General features: G+C 63.7%; 19 protein-coding genes and 1 riboswitch. Of the genes, 7 read left to right on the top strand and 12 right to left on the bottom strand.

Annotated elements, in window-relative coordinates:
* Window positions 1-479: 479 nt before the first annotated feature.
* The 12 genes from hslU to IGW04_RS23575 form a co-directional block, all read right to left on the bottom strand.
* On the bottom strand, window positions 480-1,811 hold the full coding sequence (hslU, locus tag IGW04_RS23630; RefSeq protein ID WP_194715555.1) for an ATP-dependent protease ATPase subunit HslU: 1,332 nt from the start codon (window positions 1,809-1,811) through the stop codon (window positions 480-482).
* A gap of 51 nt (window positions 1,812-1,862) precedes the next feature.
* A complete protein-coding gene (hslV, locus tag IGW04_RS23625) occupies window positions 1,863-2,399 on the bottom strand; it encodes an ATP-dependent protease subunit HslV (RefSeq protein ID WP_194715554.1) in 537 nt (178 codons plus the stop codon).
* Window positions 2,400-2,512: 113 nt separating this feature from the next.
* Entirely contained in the window at window positions 2,513-3,802 is a 1,290-nt protein-coding gene (locus IGW04_RS26175) for an STAS domain-containing protein (RefSeq protein ID WP_194715553.1), read from the bottom strand.
* Window positions 3,803-3,956: 154 nt separating this feature from the next.
* Window positions 3,957-5,942, bottom strand: coding sequence for a TonB-dependent receptor (locus IGW04_RS23615; RefSeq protein ID WP_194715552.1), 1,986 nt, complete (start codon window positions 5,940-5,942; stop codon window positions 3,957-3,959).
* Window positions 5,943-6,041: 99 nt separating this feature from the next.
* Entirely contained in the window at window positions 6,042-6,407 is a 366-nt protein-coding gene (locus tag IGW04_RS23610) for a hypothetical protein (RefSeq protein WP_228527351.1), read from the bottom strand.
* Window positions 6,404-6,850, bottom strand: coding sequence for an RNA polymerase-binding protein DksA (gene dksA, locus IGW04_RS23605; RefSeq protein WP_194715551.1), 447 nt, complete (start codon window positions 6,848-6,850; stop codon window positions 6,404-6,406). Before dksA ends, IGW04_RS23610 begins: the two co-directional genes overlap by 4 nt.
* 246 nt (window positions 6,851-7,096) lie before the next feature.
* The gene (locus IGW04_RS23600; protein WP_194715550.1) at window positions 7,097-8,146 is read right to left on the bottom strand and encodes a CobW family GTP-binding protein; all 1,050 of its coding nucleotides are present in this window, start codon (window positions 8,144-8,146) and stop codon (window positions 7,097-7,099) included.
* Window positions 8,147-8,164: 18 nt separating this feature from the next.
* On the bottom strand, window positions 8,165-9,148 hold the full coding sequence (locus tag IGW04_RS23595; protein WP_194715549.1) for a tyrosine recombinase XerC: 984 nt from the start codon (window positions 9,146-9,148) through the stop codon (window positions 8,165-8,167).
* A 9-nt stretch (window positions 9,149-9,157) separates the two neighbouring features.
* Window positions 9,158-9,820: a DUF484 family protein gene (locus tag IGW04_RS23590; RefSeq protein WP_194715548.1), complete on the bottom strand. Its 663-nt coding sequence runs from the start codon at window positions 9,818-9,820 to the stop codon at window positions 9,158-9,160.
* A gap of 46 nt (window positions 9,821-9,866) precedes the next feature.
* Complete coding sequence (dapF, locus tag IGW04_RS23585; RefSeq protein ID WP_194715547.1) at window positions 9,867-10,718, bottom strand: diaminopimelate epimerase; 852 nt, start codon at window positions 10,716-10,718, stop codon at window positions 9,867-9,869.
* A complete protein-coding gene (locus tag IGW04_RS23580) occupies window positions 10,715-11,638 on the bottom strand; it encodes an LpxL/LpxP family acyltransferase (RefSeq protein WP_194715557.1) in 924 nt (307 codons plus the stop codon). The genes dapF and IGW04_RS23580 overlap by 4 nt, the downstream gene beginning before the upstream one ends.
* On the bottom strand, window positions 11,638-12,492 hold the full coding sequence (locus IGW04_RS23575) for a lysophospholipid acyltransferase family protein (RefSeq protein WP_194715546.1): 855 nt from the start codon (window positions 12,490-12,492) through the stop codon (window positions 11,638-11,640). Before IGW04_RS23575 ends, IGW04_RS23580 begins: the two co-directional genes overlap by 1 nt.
* A 171-nt stretch (window positions 12,493-12,663) precedes the next feature.
* Between IGW04_RS23575 and metK the strand changes: the two genes are divergently transcribed.
* From metK to IGW04_RS23540, 7 genes are all read left to right on the top strand, one after another.
* The gene (metK, locus tag IGW04_RS23570; protein WP_194715545.1) at window positions 12,664-13,818 is read left to right on the top strand and encodes a methionine adenosyltransferase; all 1,155 of its coding nucleotides are present in this window, start codon (window positions 12,664-12,666) and stop codon (window positions 13,816-13,818) included.
* Between the two features lie 2 nt (window positions 13,819-13,820).
* Window positions 13,821-14,693 carry a M14 family murein peptide amidase A gene (locus tag IGW04_RS23565; RefSeq protein ID WP_323744899.1) on the top strand — a complete coding sequence of 291 codons (873 nt, stop codon included), beginning with the start codon at window positions 13,821-13,823 and terminating at the stop codon, window positions 14,691-14,693.
* 61 nt (window positions 14,694-14,754) lie between these two features.
* A complete protein-coding gene (locus tag IGW04_RS23560) occupies window positions 14,755-15,408 on the top strand; it encodes a hypothetical protein (RefSeq protein WP_194715544.1) in 654 nt (217 codons plus the stop codon).
* Window positions 15,409-15,595: 187 nt separating this feature from the next.
* Window positions 15,596-15,680, top strand: a riboswitch (S-adenosyl-L-homocysteine riboswitch).
* Window positions 15,681-15,713: 33 nt separating this feature from the next.
* Entirely contained in the window at window positions 15,714-17,168 is a 1,455-nt protein-coding gene (ahcY, locus tag IGW04_RS23555; RefSeq protein WP_194715543.1) for an adenosylhomocysteinase, read from the top strand.
* A gap of 74 nt (window positions 17,169-17,242) precedes the next feature.
* Window positions 17,243-17,584, top strand: coding sequence for a phage holin family protein (locus tag IGW04_RS23550; RefSeq protein WP_194715542.1), 342 nt, complete (start codon window positions 17,243-17,245; stop codon window positions 17,582-17,584).
* Complete coding sequence (gene metF, locus IGW04_RS23545) at window positions 17,584-18,432, top strand: methylenetetrahydrofolate reductase [NAD(P)H] (protein ID WP_194715541.1); 849 nt, start codon at window positions 17,584-17,586, stop codon at window positions 18,430-18,432. Before IGW04_RS23550 ends, metF begins: the two co-directional genes overlap by 1 nt.
* 322 nt (window positions 18,433-18,754) lie before the next feature.
* Window positions 18,755-19,390, top strand: a complete 636-nt coding sequence (locus IGW04_RS23540; protein WP_194715540.1) for a hypothetical protein — start codon at window positions 18,755-18,757, stop codon at window positions 19,388-19,390.
* The last annotated feature ends 316 nt before the right edge of the window (window positions 19,391-19,706 follow it).

The following is a 19,706-nucleotide window of genomic DNA, read 5'->3' as shown; positions in this document are numbered from 1 at the left end:
GCATCCAGCCGCCCGTTCCTTGGGTGCCCCCAAGGAACTGCTACAACCATTCCGACGCTTGTCGTACAAGACCGTCGGAATTACTACACAACCGAACTGACGGAATAATACAAGGGTGCAATACCCGAAGGGCATTGCACCGCGGTCGCATACCGCAAAGACCATCTCAAGGACCTTCTCCGGTCCACGCATGGTGGAATGCCCCTTCGGGGTATTCCACCCTACAGCATCAGGGGTATGTGCAGGTTGCGCCGCGCCTAAACCTGCGGCATGAGGCTAGTCTGGCCAAATTCGCTTTAGTTGTCGCATCCGCTGATATCCAACAATCTGGAGGGCGACAGCGAGTGAGCAATGAAGAAACGACATCCGGAGCCAGTCCGGCCGCGCGGCGCTTTCTGCGATGGTTCGACCCGGAAGCTGAGCTTCTGCCGCTTCGCCAATGCCCTGTTCGCCATTGCGTTGTGCTCTGGGGCCTGGTGTTACAGCACGTAGCGCGACAGGTCTTCGTTGACCGCCAGCTCGCCCAACCTGTCATCGACATAGGCGGCGTCGATCACCAGCGTCTTTTCCTGGGTGTCGCTGGCTGAATAGGACATTTCTTCCAGGAGTTTTTCCATTACCGTGTAGAGCCGGCGGGCGCCGATGTTCTCGGTCTTTTCATTGACCGAATAGGCGATCTCGGCCAGGCGGCGGATGCCGTCCTCGCGGAAGTCGATCGCCACGCCCTCGGTGCCCAGCAGCGCTTCATACTGGCGCGTCAGGCAGGCATCGGTGCCGGTCAGGATGCGCTGGAAGTCCTCGATCGACAGCGAGTCCAGCTCCACCCTGATCGGGAAACGGCCCTGCAGTTCCGGGATCAGGTCCGACGGCCGCGACAGGTGGAATGCGCCGGAAGCAATGAACAGGATGTGGTCGGTCTTGACCATGCCGTACTTGGTGTTGACGGTGGTGCCTTCCACCAGAGGCAGCAGGTCGCGCTGCACGCCGGCGCGCGAGACGTCGGCGCCGCCGGATTCCGAGCGCGAGGCGATCTTGTCGATCTCGTCCAGGAACACGATGCCGTTCTGCTCGACATTGGCAATGGCCTTTTGCTTCAGCTCGTCCTCGTTGACCAGCTTGCCGGCCTCTTCCTCGGTCAGCAGCTTCATCGCGTCGGCGATCTTCATCTTGCGCGACTTCTTGCGGTTGCTGCCCAGGCCGGAAAACATCGACTTGATCTGCTCCGTCATTTCCTCCATGCCCGGCGGCGCCATGATTTCCATCTGCGGCGCCGCCTCGGCGACCTCGACCTCGATTTCACGGTCGTTCAGCGAGCCCTCGCGCAGCCGCTTGCGGAAAGTCTGGCGGGTGCCGCTGTCGCTGGTCGACTCGGCGCCGTTGTTGAAGCCGAAGTCGCGCGCCGGCGGCAGCAAAATATCCAGCACCCGGTCTTCCGCCGCTTCCTCGGCGCGGTTCATCATCTTGCGCTTCTCGCTTTCGCGGGTCTGCTTGATGCCGATGTCGATCAGGTCGCGGATGATGGTGTCGACGTCGCGGCCGACATAGCCCACCTCGGTGAACTTGGTCGCCTCGACCTTGATGAAGGGCGCGTCGGCCAGCTTGGCCAGGCGGCGGGCGATCTCGGTCTTGCCCACGCCGGTGGGGCCGATCATCAGGATGTTCTTGGGCGTGATCTCATGGCGCAGCGGGTCCGGCACCTGCTGGCGGCGCCAGCGGTTGCGCAGCGCAATCGCAACCGCGCGCTTGGCGCGGCTCTGGCCCACTACGTGTTTGTCGAGTTCGGAAACGATTTCCGGCGGAGTCATGTTCATTGTTGTATCCCGTTTGCAGTACTGAGGGGTGAGGCGGGCGCTGGGGCCGCCTTATTCCAGGGTTTCGACGATGTGCGAGAGATTGGTGTAGATGCACAGCTCGCCTGCGATGGTCAGCGAGCGCTTGACGATCTCTTCCGGCGACAGGTCGGTGTTTTCCTGCAGCGCCTTGGCAGCCGACTGGGCATAGACGCCGCCCGAGCCGATTGCGCCGATGCCGTCGGTCGGCTCCAGCACGTCGCCGTTGCCGGTGATGATCAGCGTGCTTTCCCGGTCGGCCACCAGCAGCATGGCTTCCAGCCGGCGCAGCATGCGGTCGGTGCGCCAGTCCTTTGCCAGCTCCACCGATGCGCGCATCAGGTTGCCCTGGTGCTTGTCGAGCTTGGCTTCGAAACGCTCCAGCAGCGTGAACGCGTCGGCGGTGCCGCCGGCGAATCCGGCCAGCACCTTGCCCTGATGCAGCCTGCGCACCTTGCGCGCGGTGCCCTTGACGACCACGTTGCCTAACGTAACCTGGCCGTCGCCGCCCAGCGCAACCACGTTGCCGCGGCGCACGGAAAGAATGGTCGTGCCGTGAAATTGTTCCATGCTTGCCTCTGAAAATGAATGACCGGGCGCGTTGCAACCCGTGGCGGCGCCCGGTCCGAATCAGAAGAATGGGGCCGCCGGGAACAATTACAAGACTGGCACCACGGCCGACATCAGTGCTTGCGCGGCAGCATGCGGACGATGTCGGTCAGGCCGATCATCGAGAACAGCGCCGATACCAGCCGGCTGACATGGTGCATTTCAATGGTGCGGCCGTTGCGGGCCAGCGGCGCCAGTCCCACCATCAGCTGCCCGGCGGCGCTGAAATCGACCCGGTCCAGGCGCGCGCAGTCCAGCACCAGCGGATCGTGCAGGTCGGCATGCTGGGCAATCGCAGCCAGCAGCGGCTCGGTGCGGCCGTCCACCACGGCAGGCATCACGAAGGCGCTGCCGCCGGACGGCTCGGCCGTGTCTTCCCGCGCCGCGCTGCTGCCGTGCACCGGCGGCACGAAAGGCGGCGGCGAGACTTCGAAGGTGATGCAGTAGTCGATGCTGGTTTCCTCGAACTCGTGCTCGCGGTTCTGCAGGCGCAGGATTTCCAGCAGCAGCAGCCAGGGCGCCTCGGTTTCATCCCGGCGGCCGACCTCCAGGATGGCGCGGATGCGCGCGGTCAGTTCATTGGCGCCGATCACGGACACGTCATGCTGCTGCAGTTTCTTCAGGGTGCGCAGCAGCAGGCCGCAGCCGACCGGCGCGACTTCGGTCACGCGGCCGAATTCCAGCCGCAGCGCCTGGTGCTGCTCGGCGATTTTCAGGACCTTTTCCACCAGCTTGACGATGCCGGCGTCGAGCTTGCCGGCAAATGCCACCGATGGCAGCGCAGGGCGGGCGGCAAGCGGCGGCAGCGTCTTGCGCCAGGCCGGCGGCGAGGTCTCGAAGCGGCGGGCGTAGTCGATCGACAGATGCTCGAACTCGGTCTGCCGGCCAGTGGCCTGGTACAGGTCGAACAGCATCAGCCAGGCATCGACGCCGGCCTCGGGCTCGGCCACCGCCATGCGCAGCATCTGCTCGGCGACTTCATCCTGCTCATTGGCAAACAGGATCGCCGCCTCTTCCAGCATCGGCGCCGCTTCGGAGGCATTGACTTCCAGGCCCAGGCCGCGCACTTCCGCACCGAGCAGCATGTCGGTGGAGTGGGCGAGGTCGGGCAGGGTGTTCTGCGATGCTTCCGGCGGCGCCGGCTGGCTGTTGGCGGTGAGCAGGTGGGAGGGAACGAACTCGGACGACATCTCGGACTCGATGGCGTCGATCTTCCTGGCGGTATCGGACGCGCGATGGCTGCGCTGGCGCTGCTGCTCGGTGTCGGGCGGCGCGGGCGTGGCCGGCGTGCGGGAACGCGGCGCGTCCTTGTCGCCGGGCGCCGATGGCGCATCCTTTTTGCCGAATAGACCGAAGAGTCCCACGTTGTCCTGCCGCCTTTGCTGAACTTGCCGAAGAGGGAGCGTCGCGGTGGAGGGCGCCGTAGCCGTCACGGCTTGCCGCACGCAAGTCCGGCAAGCATACCATGCAGCCAGGCCAGGCTTGCAAGCAGCCCCGGCTGCCTGGTCGCAACGCCGGCTAGAAGGCCGTGCGCACGCCGACGATCAGGTTGCGGCCCGGCAGCGGCGCCTGGTCCTTCAGCACCGAGGTGGACAGGCGGATGTCCTGGTTCAGCAGGTTGCGGGCGAGCAGGAACCAGGTCACATCGTAGCGGCCCAGGCTCTGGGTATAGGACAGGTTCGCATCCAGCTGGGTGTAGCCGGGCGTGGCGCTGGTCTCGAAGCTGGCCAGGCGGTCCTGGCGCAGCGCCCGCAGCAGCGAGGCGCCGCCGCGCCACGGGCCCTGCCGGTAATTGACATCGACGCCGAAGCGGCTTGCCGGCTGCAGCGGCAGATTGCCGGCGTTTTCCAGCCTGCCGCGGGAGGTGTCGGCGAACAGCCGGCCCGACCAGCCGGCGCCGCGCTGGTTGTAGCCGATCTCCGCTTCGGCGCCGTGTATCGTCGCGTCGCCCTGGCGGAAGATGCGCTCGTTGAGTTCATCGCCCGGATTGCCGGCGTCGTCGAGCTGGCGCCCGGTGATGTCGCCGTAGACGAAATTCTTGACCCGGTTGTAGAACAGGTTGGTTTTCCAGCGCACCAGCCCGGCGGTTTTCTGCAGGCTCAGTTCCAGGTTGCGCGAGGTTTCCCTGGCAAAGGCCGGATTGCCGATGTCAAAGGTGCGGGTCGCCTCGTGCGGCCCGCTGGAATACAGTTCCTCGGTGGACGGCGCGCGCTGCGCCAGCGAGCCGGTCAGGCCCAGGCCGTAGCCCGGCTGGAATGCCCACAGCCCGCCCAGCGACCAGGAGCCGAGGTCGAAACTGCGTTCGCGCTGGCCGTCGGGCGTGCGCTTGACCGATTCCAGCCGGCCGCCGGCGCTGACCTTCACCGGCCCGAAGTCGCGTTCCTCGACCAGGAAGCCCGCCATCGAGCGCGACCGGGTGGCCGGCACGGTGGCGCCGCCGCCATCGGCCGCCAGCGCCGAGAAGCGTTCGTTGTCGGCCTGCAGGCCGAAGGTGCCGCGCCAGCCGGCAATGCGCTGGTGGGTCAGTTCCAGCCGGGTTTCGAATGCCCGGTTCTTGAAATTGGTCTGCGGCACATTGTCGGCACTGAGTTCGTCATGCTGGTAATCGGTATAGCCCAGGCGCAGCCGCGCGCTTTCGAAGCCGGCAAACGGATTTCTGACCAGGCTGTCGATGTCGTAGCGGGTCTGGTCGAGATCGATGCGCGCGCCTTCCCCGGTCGGTATGCCGTAGCGCTTGTTCAGGGTAGCCACCGATGCGCCGACATAGCCCCAGGACTGCACGGTGGACAGGCCGACGCCCAGGCTGTTCTGGCGCGAGAAGGAATTGGGCAGGCGGCCGGAGGCGGACGAGGGATCGTTCAGGACCTGGTGGTCCGGAATCCGGTAGTCGTCGGCATTGCGTACGTTGCCATCCACATGCAGGCCGATCGCGCCGGCCGCGCCGTCGAGCGACAGCGACAGGCTTTTCGCCCGGTCGACGCTGCCGTAGCGCACGTCGGCCTCGCCGGTGGGCGCCGGCGCCAGCGTGGTCGGGATGCGGTCGTTGATCACATTGACCAGGCCGCCGATCGCGCCCGAACCGTACAGCAGCGAAGCCGGACCGCGCAGGATTTCGATCTGGCGCGCGGTGGCGCTGTCGGCGGCGACCGCATGGTCGTTCGACAGCGTCGATACATCCGATATCGACATGCCGTTCTGCAGCATCTTCACCCGGCCGCCTTCCAGTCCGCGGATGATGGGGCGCGAGGCGCCGGCGCCGAAGGCGGAACTGGAGACGCCCAGTTCATGCGACAGGGTCTCGCCCAGCGAACCGGCCTGGCGGTTGCGCAGTTCATCGCCCGAGACGACGCGCGCCGGCGTCAGGATCTGGGCGTTTTCACTGCCGGCCAGCGGGCTGGTGGTAACGGTGACTTCCGGCAGCGCATCGGCGGCATGCAGGGACGGGGCGTGGGCGGCGCAGGCGAGGAGCACGGCGCGCGCCAGCGTGGAACGTTGGAATGGCATGGAATTTCCTGAAACGGGATCAAACGACAGATGCCGGCCTGTCCGCAGCGAATGCAAAAGCGGCAGCGGCCCGGCATGGTGAAAACGGGTTTGGGCGTATCAGGAAAGCGGCGGCGCGCGGGAGGAAAAATGGCAGTGGAAGGGCTGCTGCCAGGAGGCGTAGGCGCTCCACAACGCCAGCACGGCAACACCGGGCAGCAGCGGCGCCATGTAAGGCGGCGTCGACAGCGCGGCGGGCAGCGTGGCATCGTCGAATGCCGCGCAGGAGTGGGTCGGATCGGCAGTCGGGCTCTGGCGCGCGCTGTCGGCGGCGCCGAACTTGACGACCTGGGCCGGGCCGGCAAGCTGCCAGCCGGCATGGGCAATGCGGTGTCCCAGCCCCAGCCACTGCGCCGCCAGCAGGCAGCACAGCATCAGCAGCGCCAGGGCGCCGCGGCTGGTGACGGAGACACGGGCGGGTTTCAATCGCCGTACAGCTTCTGTTTCAGTTCGCGGCGCTGCTGCGCTTCCAGCGACAGCGTGGCGGTCGGGCGGGCCAGGAGGCGCGGAATGCCGATCGGCTCGCCGGTTTCCTCGCACCAGCCATAGTCGCCGGCATCAATGGCGGCAATCGACTGCTGCACCTTCTTCAGCAGCTTGCGCTCGCGGTCGCGGGTGCGCAGTTCCAGCGCATGCTCTTCCTCGATGGTCGCGCGGTCCGCCGGATCGGGCACCAGCACGGTTTCGCGCAGGTGCTCCGTGGTTTCGCCGGCATTCTTGAGCAGATCCTTTTCAAGCTGTTGCAGACGGGCGCGGAAAAACGCCAGCTGCGCGGCATTCATGTAATCCTTCTCGCCCATTTTCAGAATTTCTTCTTCGGTGAGGAGAGGCGCGTCAGCGACGGTTGGTTTGGTTGTCTTGGTTGCCACTTCGGTAACTTTCGAAACTACGGTTTAGTCAATGTATCCGTTAAACGGACAAACGTTTTGTTGCTGCTCAGTAGTATGCCGGAATGCGGAATGCTGTCAAAGAGGAAATACCGGCAGGTGTCGTTTTGTCGAACAGCAACCTTCAATGCGTACCGGATTGCCTTGTTTCTGCTGCCTGCTACCGTACTGCCCTTCCACGCATTTCGGTACCGTGCCGTGGGAGGGGGTTTAAAAAGCCGCAACAGTTTATACCAAACACTGTTCCAGACCTTGAAGAAAAACATCCTGCGGCAGATTCACGCCGATGAACACCATCTTGCTGCCGCGCTCCTCGTTATCCAGCCATGGTGCGCCAATATCCGAGCCCATGGTCTGGTGCACGCCCTGGAACACCACCTTGCGGTCCGCGCCCTGCATGTAAAGAATGCCCTTGTAGCGCAGCATGCGCGGCCCGAACACCTGGATCAGCCCGCCGAGGAAATTGTCCAGCCGGGCGGTGTCGAAGGGCCGCTGGCTGCGGAACACGAAAGCGGCGATATCGTCGGTGTGGTTGTGATGATGGTGGTGGTCGCAGTGACCGCCGTGCGCATGATCGTGTTCATCTGCATGGTCGTGGCCGCAGTGCTCGTCATGCACATGTTCCGCCGCGGCCAGGAAGTCGGGATCGATGTCGAGCTTGTCGTTGAGGTTGAAGCCGCGCAGGTCCAGGAGGCCCGAGATCGGCATGCCGTCCAGGCTGTTGCTGGTGATCGGCGCGCGCGGGTTGATGCGTTTCAGGCGCGCCGTCAGTTGCGCTACCTCTTCCGGGATGCACAGGTCGGTCTTGGACAGCAGGATGCGGTCGGCGAAACCGACCTGGCGCTGGGCTTCCTCGCGCTCGTCCAATTGCTGCATGCCGTGCTTGGCATCCACGATGGTGATCACCGCGTCCAGCGTGTAATGCAGGCTGACTTCCTCGTCCATGAAGAAGGTCTGCGCCACCGGGCCGGGATTGGCCAGGCCCGTGGTCTCGATCACCACATGGTCGAACTGCAGCTCGCCGGCATTGCGCTTGATGGCCAGCGTCGACAGCGCGCTGATCAGGTCGCCGCGTACCGTGCAGCAGATGCAGCCGTTGTTCATCTCCACGATCTGCTCGTTGCTGTCCTGGACCAGGATCTCGTTGTCGATGTTCTCGGCGCCGAACTCGTTCTCGATCACGGCGATGCGGTGTCCGTGCGGCTCCTTCAGCAGCCGGTTCAGCAGCGTGGTTTTGCCGGCGCCCAGAAAGCCGGTCAGGATGGTGGTCGGAATCATGGCGTGCGCTCCTTGGTGTCAGGCGTCGCGCTTCTTGGCGCGCGGATGCGCGGCATCATACACCTGCGCCAGGCGCATGAAGTCGAGCGACGTATAGACCTGGGTCGAGGAAATCGAGGCATGGCCCAGCATTTCCTGCACCGCGCGCAGGTCGCCCGAGGACTGCAGCACATGCGAGGCAAAGGAATGGCGCATCACATGCGGATGGACATTGGACGGGATGCCCAGCGCCAGCGCATGCGCGCTGATGCGGCTGTGGACCATGCGCGGCGTCATGCGCTTGCCGCGCACCGACAGGAACAGCGCATGGCGCGCCAGGCCCGAGTCCGGCCGCAGCAATTCCCCGCGCGCCGGCAGCCAGGCGCGCAGCGCTTCCAGCGCTGCGCGTCCCACCGGCACGGTGCGCTTCTTGCCGCCCTTGCCGGTGACGGTGACTTCGCCGGCGGCATCGTCCACCCAGCCGGCCGACTCATGACCCTCTTCCCGCACATAGGCCACGTCCAGCGACACCAGTTCCGACACCCGCAGGCCGCTGGAATAGAGCAGTTCGAACATGGCGCGGTTGCACAGCTCGTTCGGCGCCTGCGGGTCGCTGCCCGGCCGCGGCTGCGACACCAGCTGCACCGCGTGGTCGGCCGACAGCGCCTTGGGCAGCGCCTTGCCGCGCCGCGGCGGCCGAACGCCATCGACCGGGTTCGACGCCAGCGGCAGCTGTTCCGACAGCCAGTTGTAGAAGCCGCGCCAGGCCGAGAGCCGGCGTGCGATCGAGCGCGGGTGCAGGCCGCTGCCATGCAGCTGCGAAGCGAATTTGCGAATATGGAAATGCGACAGCGCCTCCAGCGCGGGCGCCTCGGCCGGCGGCGGGAAGGCAGCCACGATCAGGCGCTCCAGTTCGGCCAGCTCATGGCGGTAGCCGGTAACGGTGTAGGGCGACAGCCGGCGCTGGGTTTCCAGGTTCTGCAGATAGCCGGCGTAGTGTGCCTGGCGTTGCTGCGCGCTCATGGCCTTGCCTTATCCCAGCAGGCTGCCCAGCGCGGCGCTGGCGGTGCCGGCGAAGCGGACCAGGAAGTCGGTCGACATGGTTTCGGAAAAACGCTGCGCGTCCGGCGAACCCAGCACCAGCAAGCCGAAGCTCTGCTGCGCGCCCGGCGCACGCAGCGGCAGCATGGCGATCGACTTCACGGCGGCGGGCTCGTCCAGCCAGGAAGCCGCCTCGAAGTCGTTGTTGGGGCCGCAGAACGGCGCATCCAGGCCGTTGGCGAAGATGCGGATATCGTCCGACGCCGGCTTGGCAAACCAGGCCTGCGCATGCGGCGCGGCCACGCTCCATAGCCGCAGCGTGGCCTGCGGCACGTCGAAGCGCTGGCGCAGGCCGTCGACCAGGATGCGCGGCAGCTCGGTGTCATGGCGGCTGGCCAGCAGGCTGCAGGTCCACTGATGGAATTTCTCGGCGATCTGGTCGTTCTCATGGCCATTGCGCATCAGCGCGGCCAGCTTCAGCTCCAGCGCCTTGTGCTTCTCGCGCAGCACTTCCATTTGCCGCTCCTGCAGCGAGATGGCGCGGCCGGAAAAGCCGCTGGTCAGCTTGACGGCGGCCAGCAGTTCGCTGTGCTCTTCGAAGAAATCCGGATGGCTGGCAAGGTAGGCGGCAACGGCGGTGGATTCGAGGGACATGAGTGTCGGTGTCGGTGACGATGAATGGGAAACAATCAGTGCGGGTTCAGAGTTCGATTTCGCCGTCGAACACGGTCACGGCCGGGCCGGTCAGGAGCACCGGCGCATTGCCGCCGGCCCAGGCGATGGACAGGTCGCCACCGCGGGTGGCCACCTTCACTGGCGTATCCAGCAGGCCGCGCCGGATGCCTGCCACCACCGCCGCGCAGGCGCCGGTGCCGCAGGCCAGCGTCTCGCCGGCGCCGCGCTCGAACACCCGCAGCCGGATCGCGTGGCGGTCCAGCACCTGCATGAAGCCGGCATTGACCCGCTTAGCAAAGCGCGCATGCTGCTCGATCGCCGGGCCCTGGCTGGCCACCGGCGCGGTCTCGCTGTCTTCCACCACCTGCACCGCATGCGGATTGCCCATCGAGACGGCGGAAATCCATACCGTTGCGCCGTCCACGTCCAGCGGCCACAGCGTGTCGTCGCCCTGCGGCCGGCCTTCCAGGCCCGCGGCATCGAACGGCACCCGGGCCGGTTCCAGGATGGGCGCGCCCATGTCGACCGTGATGCCGCCATCGGCTTCCAGGCGCGGCTCGATCACGCCGGACAGGGTTTCAACCCGGATGGCGCGCTTGTCGGTCAGGCCTTTTTCGGTGACATAGCGCACGAAGGCGCGGGCGCCGTTGCCGCACTGCTCGACCTCGCCGCCGTCGCTGTTATAGATCCGGTAGCGGAAATCCACGCCGGCCGACTGCGGCCGTTCCACCACCAGCATCTGGTCGGCGCCGACGCCGAAACGGCGGTCGGCCAGGTGGCGCCACTGCGCGGGCGTGAAATCGATCTGCTGGCGGATGGCGTCGATGACCACGAAGTCATTGCCGGCGCCGTGCATCTTGGTGAATTTGAGTTTCATGGCTGTTGTTGGCCGTCGGCCGGTTCGCCCGCCGCGACAGGCAGCGGGGACGGGGCATCATACACGCCGGCAGCGCCCGGCGGGCGGGTCTTGAAGCGCTTGTGCGCCCAAAAATATTCCTCGGGCGCCTCGCGCACCCGGTCCTCGATGAAGGCATTCATGCGGCGCGTGGCGGCGGCCAGATCGTCGCCCGGATAGTCTTCCCATGCCGGGTAGAAACGCACCCGCCAGCCGCGGTAGCCGGGCAGGTAGGTGGCCACCACCGGGATCACCCTGGCGCCGGTGGCGGCGGCGATCCGGGCCGGCGCGGTGAGGGTGGCGGCCGGCATGTCGAAGAAGGGCACGAACAGCGCGTCGCGCTCGCCGAAGTCCATGTCGGGCAGCATGAAGTAGGGGATGCGCCGCTTCATCGCGCGCAGGATGGGCTTGATGCCGTCCTCGCGGGAAAACAGCTCGGCCGGATGGAAGCGGTTGCGGCCGCGGCGCAGCGCGGCGTCGAACACCGGGTCGCGCTGTTGGGTGTACATCGAGCAGCCGGAGACGTCCAGCGCCACCGCCACGCCGGCCACGTCGAGGCAGACGAAATGCGGACACAGCAGGATCACCGGGCCGGCGGCGATGTCGTCCAGCGGCAGGCCGGGCTCGACCCGGATCAGGCGCCGCAGCCGCGCCTCGCTGCCCCACCACAGCACGCCGCGTTCCAGCACGCTGCGGGCATAGTCCTGGAAATGGCGGCGCGCCAGGCGCAGCCGGGCCTCTTCATCCAGTTCCGGCAGGCACAGCCGCAGATTGGTAAGGGTAATGCGGCGACGATCGCCCATCACCATGAACAGCACGCTGCCCACCATTTCGCCGAATCGGCCCAGCGCCGGCAGCGGCAGCCAGTGCAGCAGCCACATCAAGCCAAGCAGGAGCCGCATCATGCGCCAGCCGCCGCTGCCACTGGCGCCGCCACGCCGGGCGGCGTCTTGTAGCGGTTATAGCTCCAGAAGTACTGGTCCGGGCACAGCGCGATCAGCTTTTCCATGGCGGCGTTGATGCTGCGCGCCTGCTGTTCCGGCGTGCCGGCCAGGTCTTCCTCGAAACGCACGAAGCGCAGCTCGAAGCCGCGGCCATGCGCCAGCCGCTCGGCATAGGCCAGGATGATGGGCGCGCCGCTCATCTGATGCAGCTTGGCCGGCAGCGTCATGGTGTAGGCCGGCTTGCCATAGAAGCCGGCCCAGGCGCCTTCGCCCTGCTGCGGCACCTGGTCCGGCAGCAGGCCGATCGCCTGGCCGCCCTTGAGTGCCTTCATCAGCATGCGCACGCCCGAGAGATTGGCCGGCGCCAGCCGCATGGCCGGCCGCGCGCGGGCCTGCTCCAGAAGGGGTTTCAGTGCCGCCTTGCGCGGCGGGCGGTACAGCACCGTCAGCGGAATATGCTCCGACACCGCCTGCGCCAGGATCTCGAAGCAGCCCAGGTGCGGCGTCAGGAAGATCAGGCCGCGCCCCTCGGCCAGCGCCGCCCGCGGCAGTTCCAGGCTCTCGATATGGGCGGCCGGCAGCACCCGGCGCGCCGGCGCCAGCCAGACGAAAGGCAGCTCCATCACGCTCTTGCCGGCGGCGGCAACGGCGCGGCGGCGCAGGTGGCCGTAGCCGGCGCGCGCCAGGTTATCGTTCAGGCGGCGGCGATAGGAAGGGGAGGCGGCATACACCACCCAGCCCAGCGCCGCGCCCGACAGATGCAGCAGCGGCAGGGGCAGGTGCGACAGCAGACGAAATAAGTTGACAAGCATTAAAGAAGGCGTCAGGTTTTTGCGCGAATTTTTTAAGACGCGTAAAATAGCACGAAGTTTTATCCGCCGAGTTAACAGACAACTTGCGAGGCGGCCTACAAATCTCGCTAAAGCGTCGCAGGCTCATCGATAGGCCGCGACTTTACGACTATCACCATTCAAGGAGCCTGCATGGCACACGAATACCTCTTCACTTCCGAATCCGTCTCCGAAGGCCATCCCGACAAGGTGTCCGACCAGATTTCCGACGCCATCCTCGACGCCATCTTCGAGCAGGACCCGAAGGCCCGCGTGGCCGCCGAGACCCTGTGCAACACCGGCCTGGTCGTGCTGGCCGGCGAGATCACCACCCATGCCAACGTCGACTACATCAGCGTGGCGCGCGACACCATCAAGCGCATCGGCTACGACAACGCCGACTACGGCATCGACTACAAGAGCTGCGCGGTGATGGTCTGCTACGACAAGCAGTCGCCCGACATCGCCCAGGGCGTGGACCGCGCGGTCGACCTCGACCAGGGCGCCGGCGACCAGGGCCTGATGTTCGGCTACGCCTGCAATGAAACCCCGGAGCTGATGCCGGCCGCGATCCACTATGCGCACCGCATCGTCGAGCGCCAGTCGCAGCTGCGCAAGGACGGCCGCCTGCCATGGCTGCGTCCGGACGCCAAGTCGCAGGTGACGCTCAAGTATGTGGACGGCCGCCCGGTCGGCATCGACACCATCGTGCTGTCGACCCAGCATGCGCCCGAGATGCAGCAGAAGGATATCGAGGAAGCGGTGATCGAGATGATCATCAAGCCGGTGGTGCCGGCGGAATGGCTCAACGGCACCCGCTACCTGGTCAACCCGACCGGCCGCTTCGTCATCGGCGGCCCGCAGGGCGACTGCGGCCTGACCGGCCGCAAGATCATCGTCGACACCTACGGCGGCGCGGCGCCCCACGGCGGCGGCGCCTTCTCCGGCAAGGACCCGTCCAAGGTCGACCGCTCGGCAGCCTATGCCGGCCGCTACGTGGCCAAGAACATCGTCGCCGCCGGCCTTGCCGAGCGCTGCCAGATCCAGATCTCCTACGCCATCGGCGTGGCAAAGCCGACCTCGGTGATGGTCACCACCTTCGGCACCGGCAAGATCAGCGACGAGAAGATCGCCGACCTGGTGCGCGAGCATTTCGACCTGCGTCCGCGCGGCATCGTGCAGATGCTCGACCTGCTGCGCCCGATCTACGGCAAGACCGCCGCCTATGGCCACTTCGGCCGCGAGGAGCCTGAGTTTTCCTGGGAGCGCACCGACAAGGCGGAAGCCTTGCGCGCCAACGCCGGTTAAGCGTGCGCGCCGCCGCTGCTTTGTTCCTTGCAGGTTTGCTGGGTGCGGCGGCGGCGCGGGCAGCGCTGCCGCCGTCGCCATCTCCGCCATCACCGCCACCTGCCCATTGCACGCAACTGAGCCGGGCGCTGCCCGGCATCAAGGCGGCCGACTGCCAGGCGCAGTTGCTGGCGCCCGGCGGCCGCTCGGTGAAGGGCCTGCCGCTCCTGGTGCGGCGGGTGCCTGCCGCGGCCAATGGCAAGGCCAGGGCCACCCGCATCCTGCTTTTGGGCGGCATCCACGGCGACGAGCCGACCTCGTCGGCCATCATCCTGCGCTGGATGCGCCATCTCGGCACGCCGGCAGCACGACAGTTCAGCTGGAGCATTGCGCCGCTGGTGAACCCGGACGGCATGCTCACCAGCAAACAGACCCGGACCAACGCCCGCGGCGTCGACCTCAACCGCAATTTCCCTACCCATGACTGGCAGCGCGAAACCGAGCGCTACTGGGTCAGGACCACCGGCCGCGACCCGCGCCGCTTCCCTGGAAAGACGCCGCTGTCCGAGCCGGAAAGCCGCTGGCTGGACGAGGAAATCCGCCGCTTCCAGCCCGACCTGATCGTCTCGGTGCATGCCCCGTTCGGCCTGCTCGACTTCGATGGCCCGGCCACGTCCCCGCCCAGTCGTTTCGGCCGGCTGCGCTACGACCCGATCGGCGTGTATCCTGGTTCGCTCGGCAATTACGGCGGCGGGCAGCGCAAGGTGCCGGTGGTTACGATCGAGTTGCCGCATGCGCAGCAGATGCCGAACGATGCCGAGGTGGAAAAGATCTGGCGCGACATGCTGGCCTGGGCGGGGCGGAATGTGATTAGCGGGAAGCTGGCGGCGAATTGAAGGCAACCTTTTGCTGGGTTTCAATTACACATGGATTGTGAGTTCTTAAGGGAGATCAACCATGAATGCCTTCGCCGCAAGCATAAGGAATTTTTTTTCGCGGACCGTAGCGCGCGCCGACTTCGAATTAAATGACCTTAAACCGGCAGCAGCAGGGAAAACCGCTATGCCGCCTGTAGCGCAACGCGCGCAGCAAACCAGATCGGTTGGGTTTTTGATCCGCTCGTTATTTCAACGCCAATGTGGCTCATCCGCCCAGTCACAAGCGTGCAGATCCTCCAGGGCGGCGCCCAATACAGCAAGCGAGTCGGGCGCTTCCCGGTCCAGTGGTCTGGCGTCCCCAGCTGCGAAGAGATCCAGCTTCGCCACCAGCTCATCCGGGGTGTTATCCAATGCGTTGAACAAGGCACTGGACGCCAGCACAAGTCAAAATTCGAAAGAAGTCATCAGCGCCTTGCAAACGTTAAAGGAACTGGACAACACCTCTCCTGGCGAGTTGGATAAGCTCCTGCGTTCAAAGCTGACCGAGGCGAGTCTTACTAAAGGCAGGCCAAACGCGGTAAAAGCCGGTTTATTCATTGCAAATCTCGCGGAAAGCAGTCGCTCCAAAAATTGGAAGGAGAACGATTCTACGGATAGCGCGATATTGCAATACCATGCCGATTTGATGAAGCGCTTCGAGAATCAGTACACGAAGATATTCACGCATCGTTAACAGAACGACTGCTGGTAGCGGGTGCTCCACGTATGCAAACCTGAGTTCTCGCGTTTGCATTCAGGACGTTGGAATTCGTCAGCGGCTTTCCACGCATGTTACGAGAACTCGCATCAGGTTCTGGCTCCAAGAAGATCGACATCGGTCCGTTCCTGACATCCTCCGCCTTTTCCGTTAAAATCCACGATTCGTCAAGGAGCGTTGCGACAGAACCCGGCACCAGCCGTTCTGCCAGGCTTGGCGTATCAACAATGCAACCGCGCTCACGTGACTTTTTTCTCGATTTTCTACAGAAAGGAGGCGTGATGAGCGCCCTGCCACAATCTTCCCAAGCCCAAGCTGTATCCCAGTCCAACTTTACCGACTACGTCGTCGCCGACCTGTCCCTGGCCGCATGGGGCCACAAGGAAATCCGCATCGCGGAAACCGAAATGCCCGGCCTGATGGCCATCCGCGAGGAATATGCCGCTGCCCAGCCGCTGAAAGGCGCCCGCATCACCGGCTCCATCCACATGACCATCCAGACCGCGGTGCTGATCCAGACCCTGGAAGCGCTGGGCGCCAAGGTCCGCTGGGCATCCTGCAACATCTATTCCACCCAGGACCACGCCGCCGCCGCGATCGCCGACGCCGGCACCCCGGTCTTCGCCTTCAAGGGCGAGTCGCTCGACGACTACTGGGAATTCACCCACCGCATCTTCGAATGGCCCGACACCGCCGAAGGCCCGCAGTATTCCAACATGATCCTGGACGACGGCGGCGACGCCACGCTGCTGCTGCACCTCGGCACCCGCGCTGAAAAGGATGCGTCGGTGCTGGACAATCCGGGTTCGGAAGAAGAAATCTGCCTGTTCAATTCCATCAAGAAGCGCCTGGCGTCCCAGCCCGGCTGGTATTCCACTCGCCTGGCCGAGATCAAGGGCGTGACCGAGGAGACCACCACCGGCGTGCATCGCCTGTACCAGATGCACCGCGACCTGAAGCTGGCTTTCCCGGCGATCAACGTCAACGACTCGGTCACCAAGTCCAAGTTCGACAACCTGTACGGCTGCCGCGAATCGCTGGTGGACGGCATCAAGCGCGCCACCGACGTGATGGTCGCCGGCAAGGTCGCCGTGGTGGCCGGCTATGGCGACGTGGGCAAGGGCTCGGCCCAGGCGCTGCGCGCGCTGTCGGCCCAGGTCTGGGTCACCGAAGTCGACCCGATCTGCGCGCTGCAGGCCGCGATGGAAGGCTACCGCGTCGTCACCATGGACTACGCCGCCGAGCATGCCGACATCTTCGTCACCGCCACCGGCAACTACCATGTGATCACCCATGAGCACATGAAGAAGATGAAAGACCAGGCCATCGTCTGCAACATCGGCCACTTCGACAATGAAATCGAAGTCGCCGCGCTGCGCCAGTACACCTGGGAAAACATCAAGCCGCAGGTCGACCATGTGATCTTCCCGGACGGCAAGCGCATCATCCTGCTGGCGGAAGGCCGCTTGGTGAACCTGGGCTGCGGCACCGGCCATCCATCCTATGTGATGAGCTCGTCGTTCGCGAACCAGACCATTGCCCAGATCGAGCTGTTCGTGAACACCGACAAGTACCCGGTCGGCGTCTACACCCTGCCCAAGCATCTGGACGAGAAGGTCGCGCGCCTGCAGCTGAAGAAGCTCAATGCGCAGTTGACCGAGCTGACCAAGGAACAGGCCGATTACATTGGCGTGTCCAAGGAAGGCCCCTTCAAGCCGGAACACTATCGCTACTAAGCGTTAAACCCGGGGGCGGCGCGAGCCGCCCTTTTTTGTCTGTCCAAGCCGATTAACCCCACCATGGAGTGACCATGCGCCTGCTGCTTGCCTGGCTGATCAATACCGTCTCCCTGTTCGCCGTGCCCTACCTGCTGCGCACGGTGTATGTGCAGGACCTCGGCACAGCCCTGATCGCCGCCTTGCTGCTGGGCCTGGTCAACACGCTGATCCGGCCGATCCTGGTGCTGCTGACGCTGCCCGTCACATTGCTGACGCTGGGCCTGTTCATCTTCATCATCAACGGGCTGATGTTCTGGGCGGTGGCCAACCTGGTCAGCGGCTTTGCCGTGGCCGGCTTCTGGTCCGCGGTGGGCGGCGCGCTGCTCTACAGCGTGATTTCATGGGGCCTGTCGGCCTTACTGTTGAGAAAATAATGTCCGAGAACACTTACAGCATAGAACTGTTCCCGCCCAAGACGCCGGAAGGCGCGCAAAAGCTGCGCGCCACCCGGGCCGAGCTGGCGCAACTGAAGCCCCGTTACTTTTCCGTGACCTTTGGCGCCGGCGGCTCCACCCAGTCCGGCACCCGCGACACGGTGCTGGAAATCGCCGGCGAAGGCCATGAAGCCGCGCCGCACCTGTCGTGCATCGGCCGCAACCGCGACGAACTGCGCGCGATGCTGGCCGAATACCAGTCCAACGGCATCAGGCGCGTGGTGGCCCTGCGCGGCGACCTGCCCAGCGGCTATGGCATGCTGGACGCATCCTCCGGCGAATTCGCCTATGCCAGCCAGCTGATCGAATTCATCCGCAAGGAGACCGGCGACTGGTTCCATATCGAGACTGCGGCTTACCCGGAAGTGCATCCGCAGGCAAGGTCGGCCCAGGACGACCTGCGCCATTTCGCCGGCAAGATCCAGGCCGGCGCCGACAGCGCGATCACCCAGTACTTCTACAATCCCGACGCCTATTTCCGCTTCGTCGAGGATGCCGCGAAGCTGGGCGTCACGGCACCCATCGTGCCCGGCATCATGCCGATCATGAATTACACCCAGCTGATGCGCTTCTCCGACATGTGCGGCGCGGAGATCCCGCGCTGGATACGGCTGAAGCTGGCGGGGTTTGGCGATGATACGGCGTCGCTGAAGGCGTTCGGGCTGGATGTGGTGACGCGGCTGTGCGAGAAGCTGCTGGAAGGCGGGGCGCCGGGGCTGCATTTTTATACGTTGAACCAGGCGGGGGCGACGAAGGAGATTTGGGGGAGGTTGGGGCTGAGTGCATGAGTTCCGAACTACTGCTAACTCAGCAGTTTTCGGGCAAGTATGCTGGCCCGGACTGTGCGAGCCTTCAGGGATAGCCAATGCAACAATATTAAAGGCCTTCGAACAAGGTGTGCCAAGCTCAATACGAGGTTCTTGGCTATCCAATAGGGGACGATAGCACTGACGGCGTCTAAGGCATAAAGCGCGTAATTGCGAACCTTTTTTGTGAGACTGGTGACTGACCTCGCTGTAAGACCACCTCAGCGAGGAAATTATGCTATATGGACTACCACCGAATTTGTGCTGCTTCGTGCCCGGATTAAGAACGCCCCCCAAGGCAGGATTGAAAAATCCAACAGGCTCGTCGGCACAAAATGAACCCAAGGTTGAGCAGGGACCTAAAGCAGGCGAATCAGTATTGACAGGCTCAAAGCAGCTCTCTTCTGCTGGGCCGCGACTCTGCACTCAGCCATGGACGGCTATCTGTCCCAAGCTCCTGCTTGAATACGTGATTATTCCAATTGCGGCCAAAATTTTCCCAAAATTTCTTGAAAAACAGATTAGTGATACTGTCCGTTCCGCTATTGAGATGATTAATCAGCTGGAATCTGGAGCGCCGACGAACTTCTCTGGCGATTTAAGAGCAGCTTACCTCCATAATCTCATAGAAGATTTGAATGTCTATACTTCAGGCCCTTTGCTGAAAGACACTGCCGAGTCTTTTATAAGTAAAATTTTGAATCAAAAATTTGGAAGTGCGCCAAATGAAAAATTTGAAGAAAATGAATCAACAAAAAGAATTAAAATAATAGGGGAATTCAAGGTAAAAGTTGGTGAATTGAAAAAAAGTGTGGGGTACGAGGACAGTAAAGAAGAAGGATGTTTCTTTGATTCGGTGTTTCAGTCGCTTAGAGAGTTGGATGCGGAAGCCAAAAATTCTATACATTGCAACGATGCATTAAGTCAAAAGAAAGACTGATGGCTAATGAAGCTATTCGGTGCGTCGGAAAGTCGCGCCGATAATCACAGTATTTTGGAAAAATTTCGAGTTTATTGGCGAATGATATTTGTTGTAAATATTGAAAATTGAGGTTTCTGAGAAATTGATTTTTAGAAATTTTCTCAGAAACTGCTTCTCTTTTTAAGTTGCAGATAAAAATTTAAACTGGGCGGCCTCAAATATGAAGTGCAACACCATTTCTTGTAAAGTGTGCACATGCAGAAACCGACCACTTATCAGCAGCTTCAGCCTGAGGACCGAATTACCATTGCCACGATGAGACAGCGCGGCTTCA

This window comes from Noviherbaspirillum soli (genome assembly GCF_015352955.1).
Lineage (GTDB): Bacteria > Pseudomonadota > Gammaproteobacteria > Burkholderiales > Burkholderiaceae_D > Noviherbaspirillum_A > Noviherbaspirillum_A soli.
Note: the sequence above shows the minus strand (reverse complement) of the source record. Positions and strands in the feature narration are given on the sequence as shown.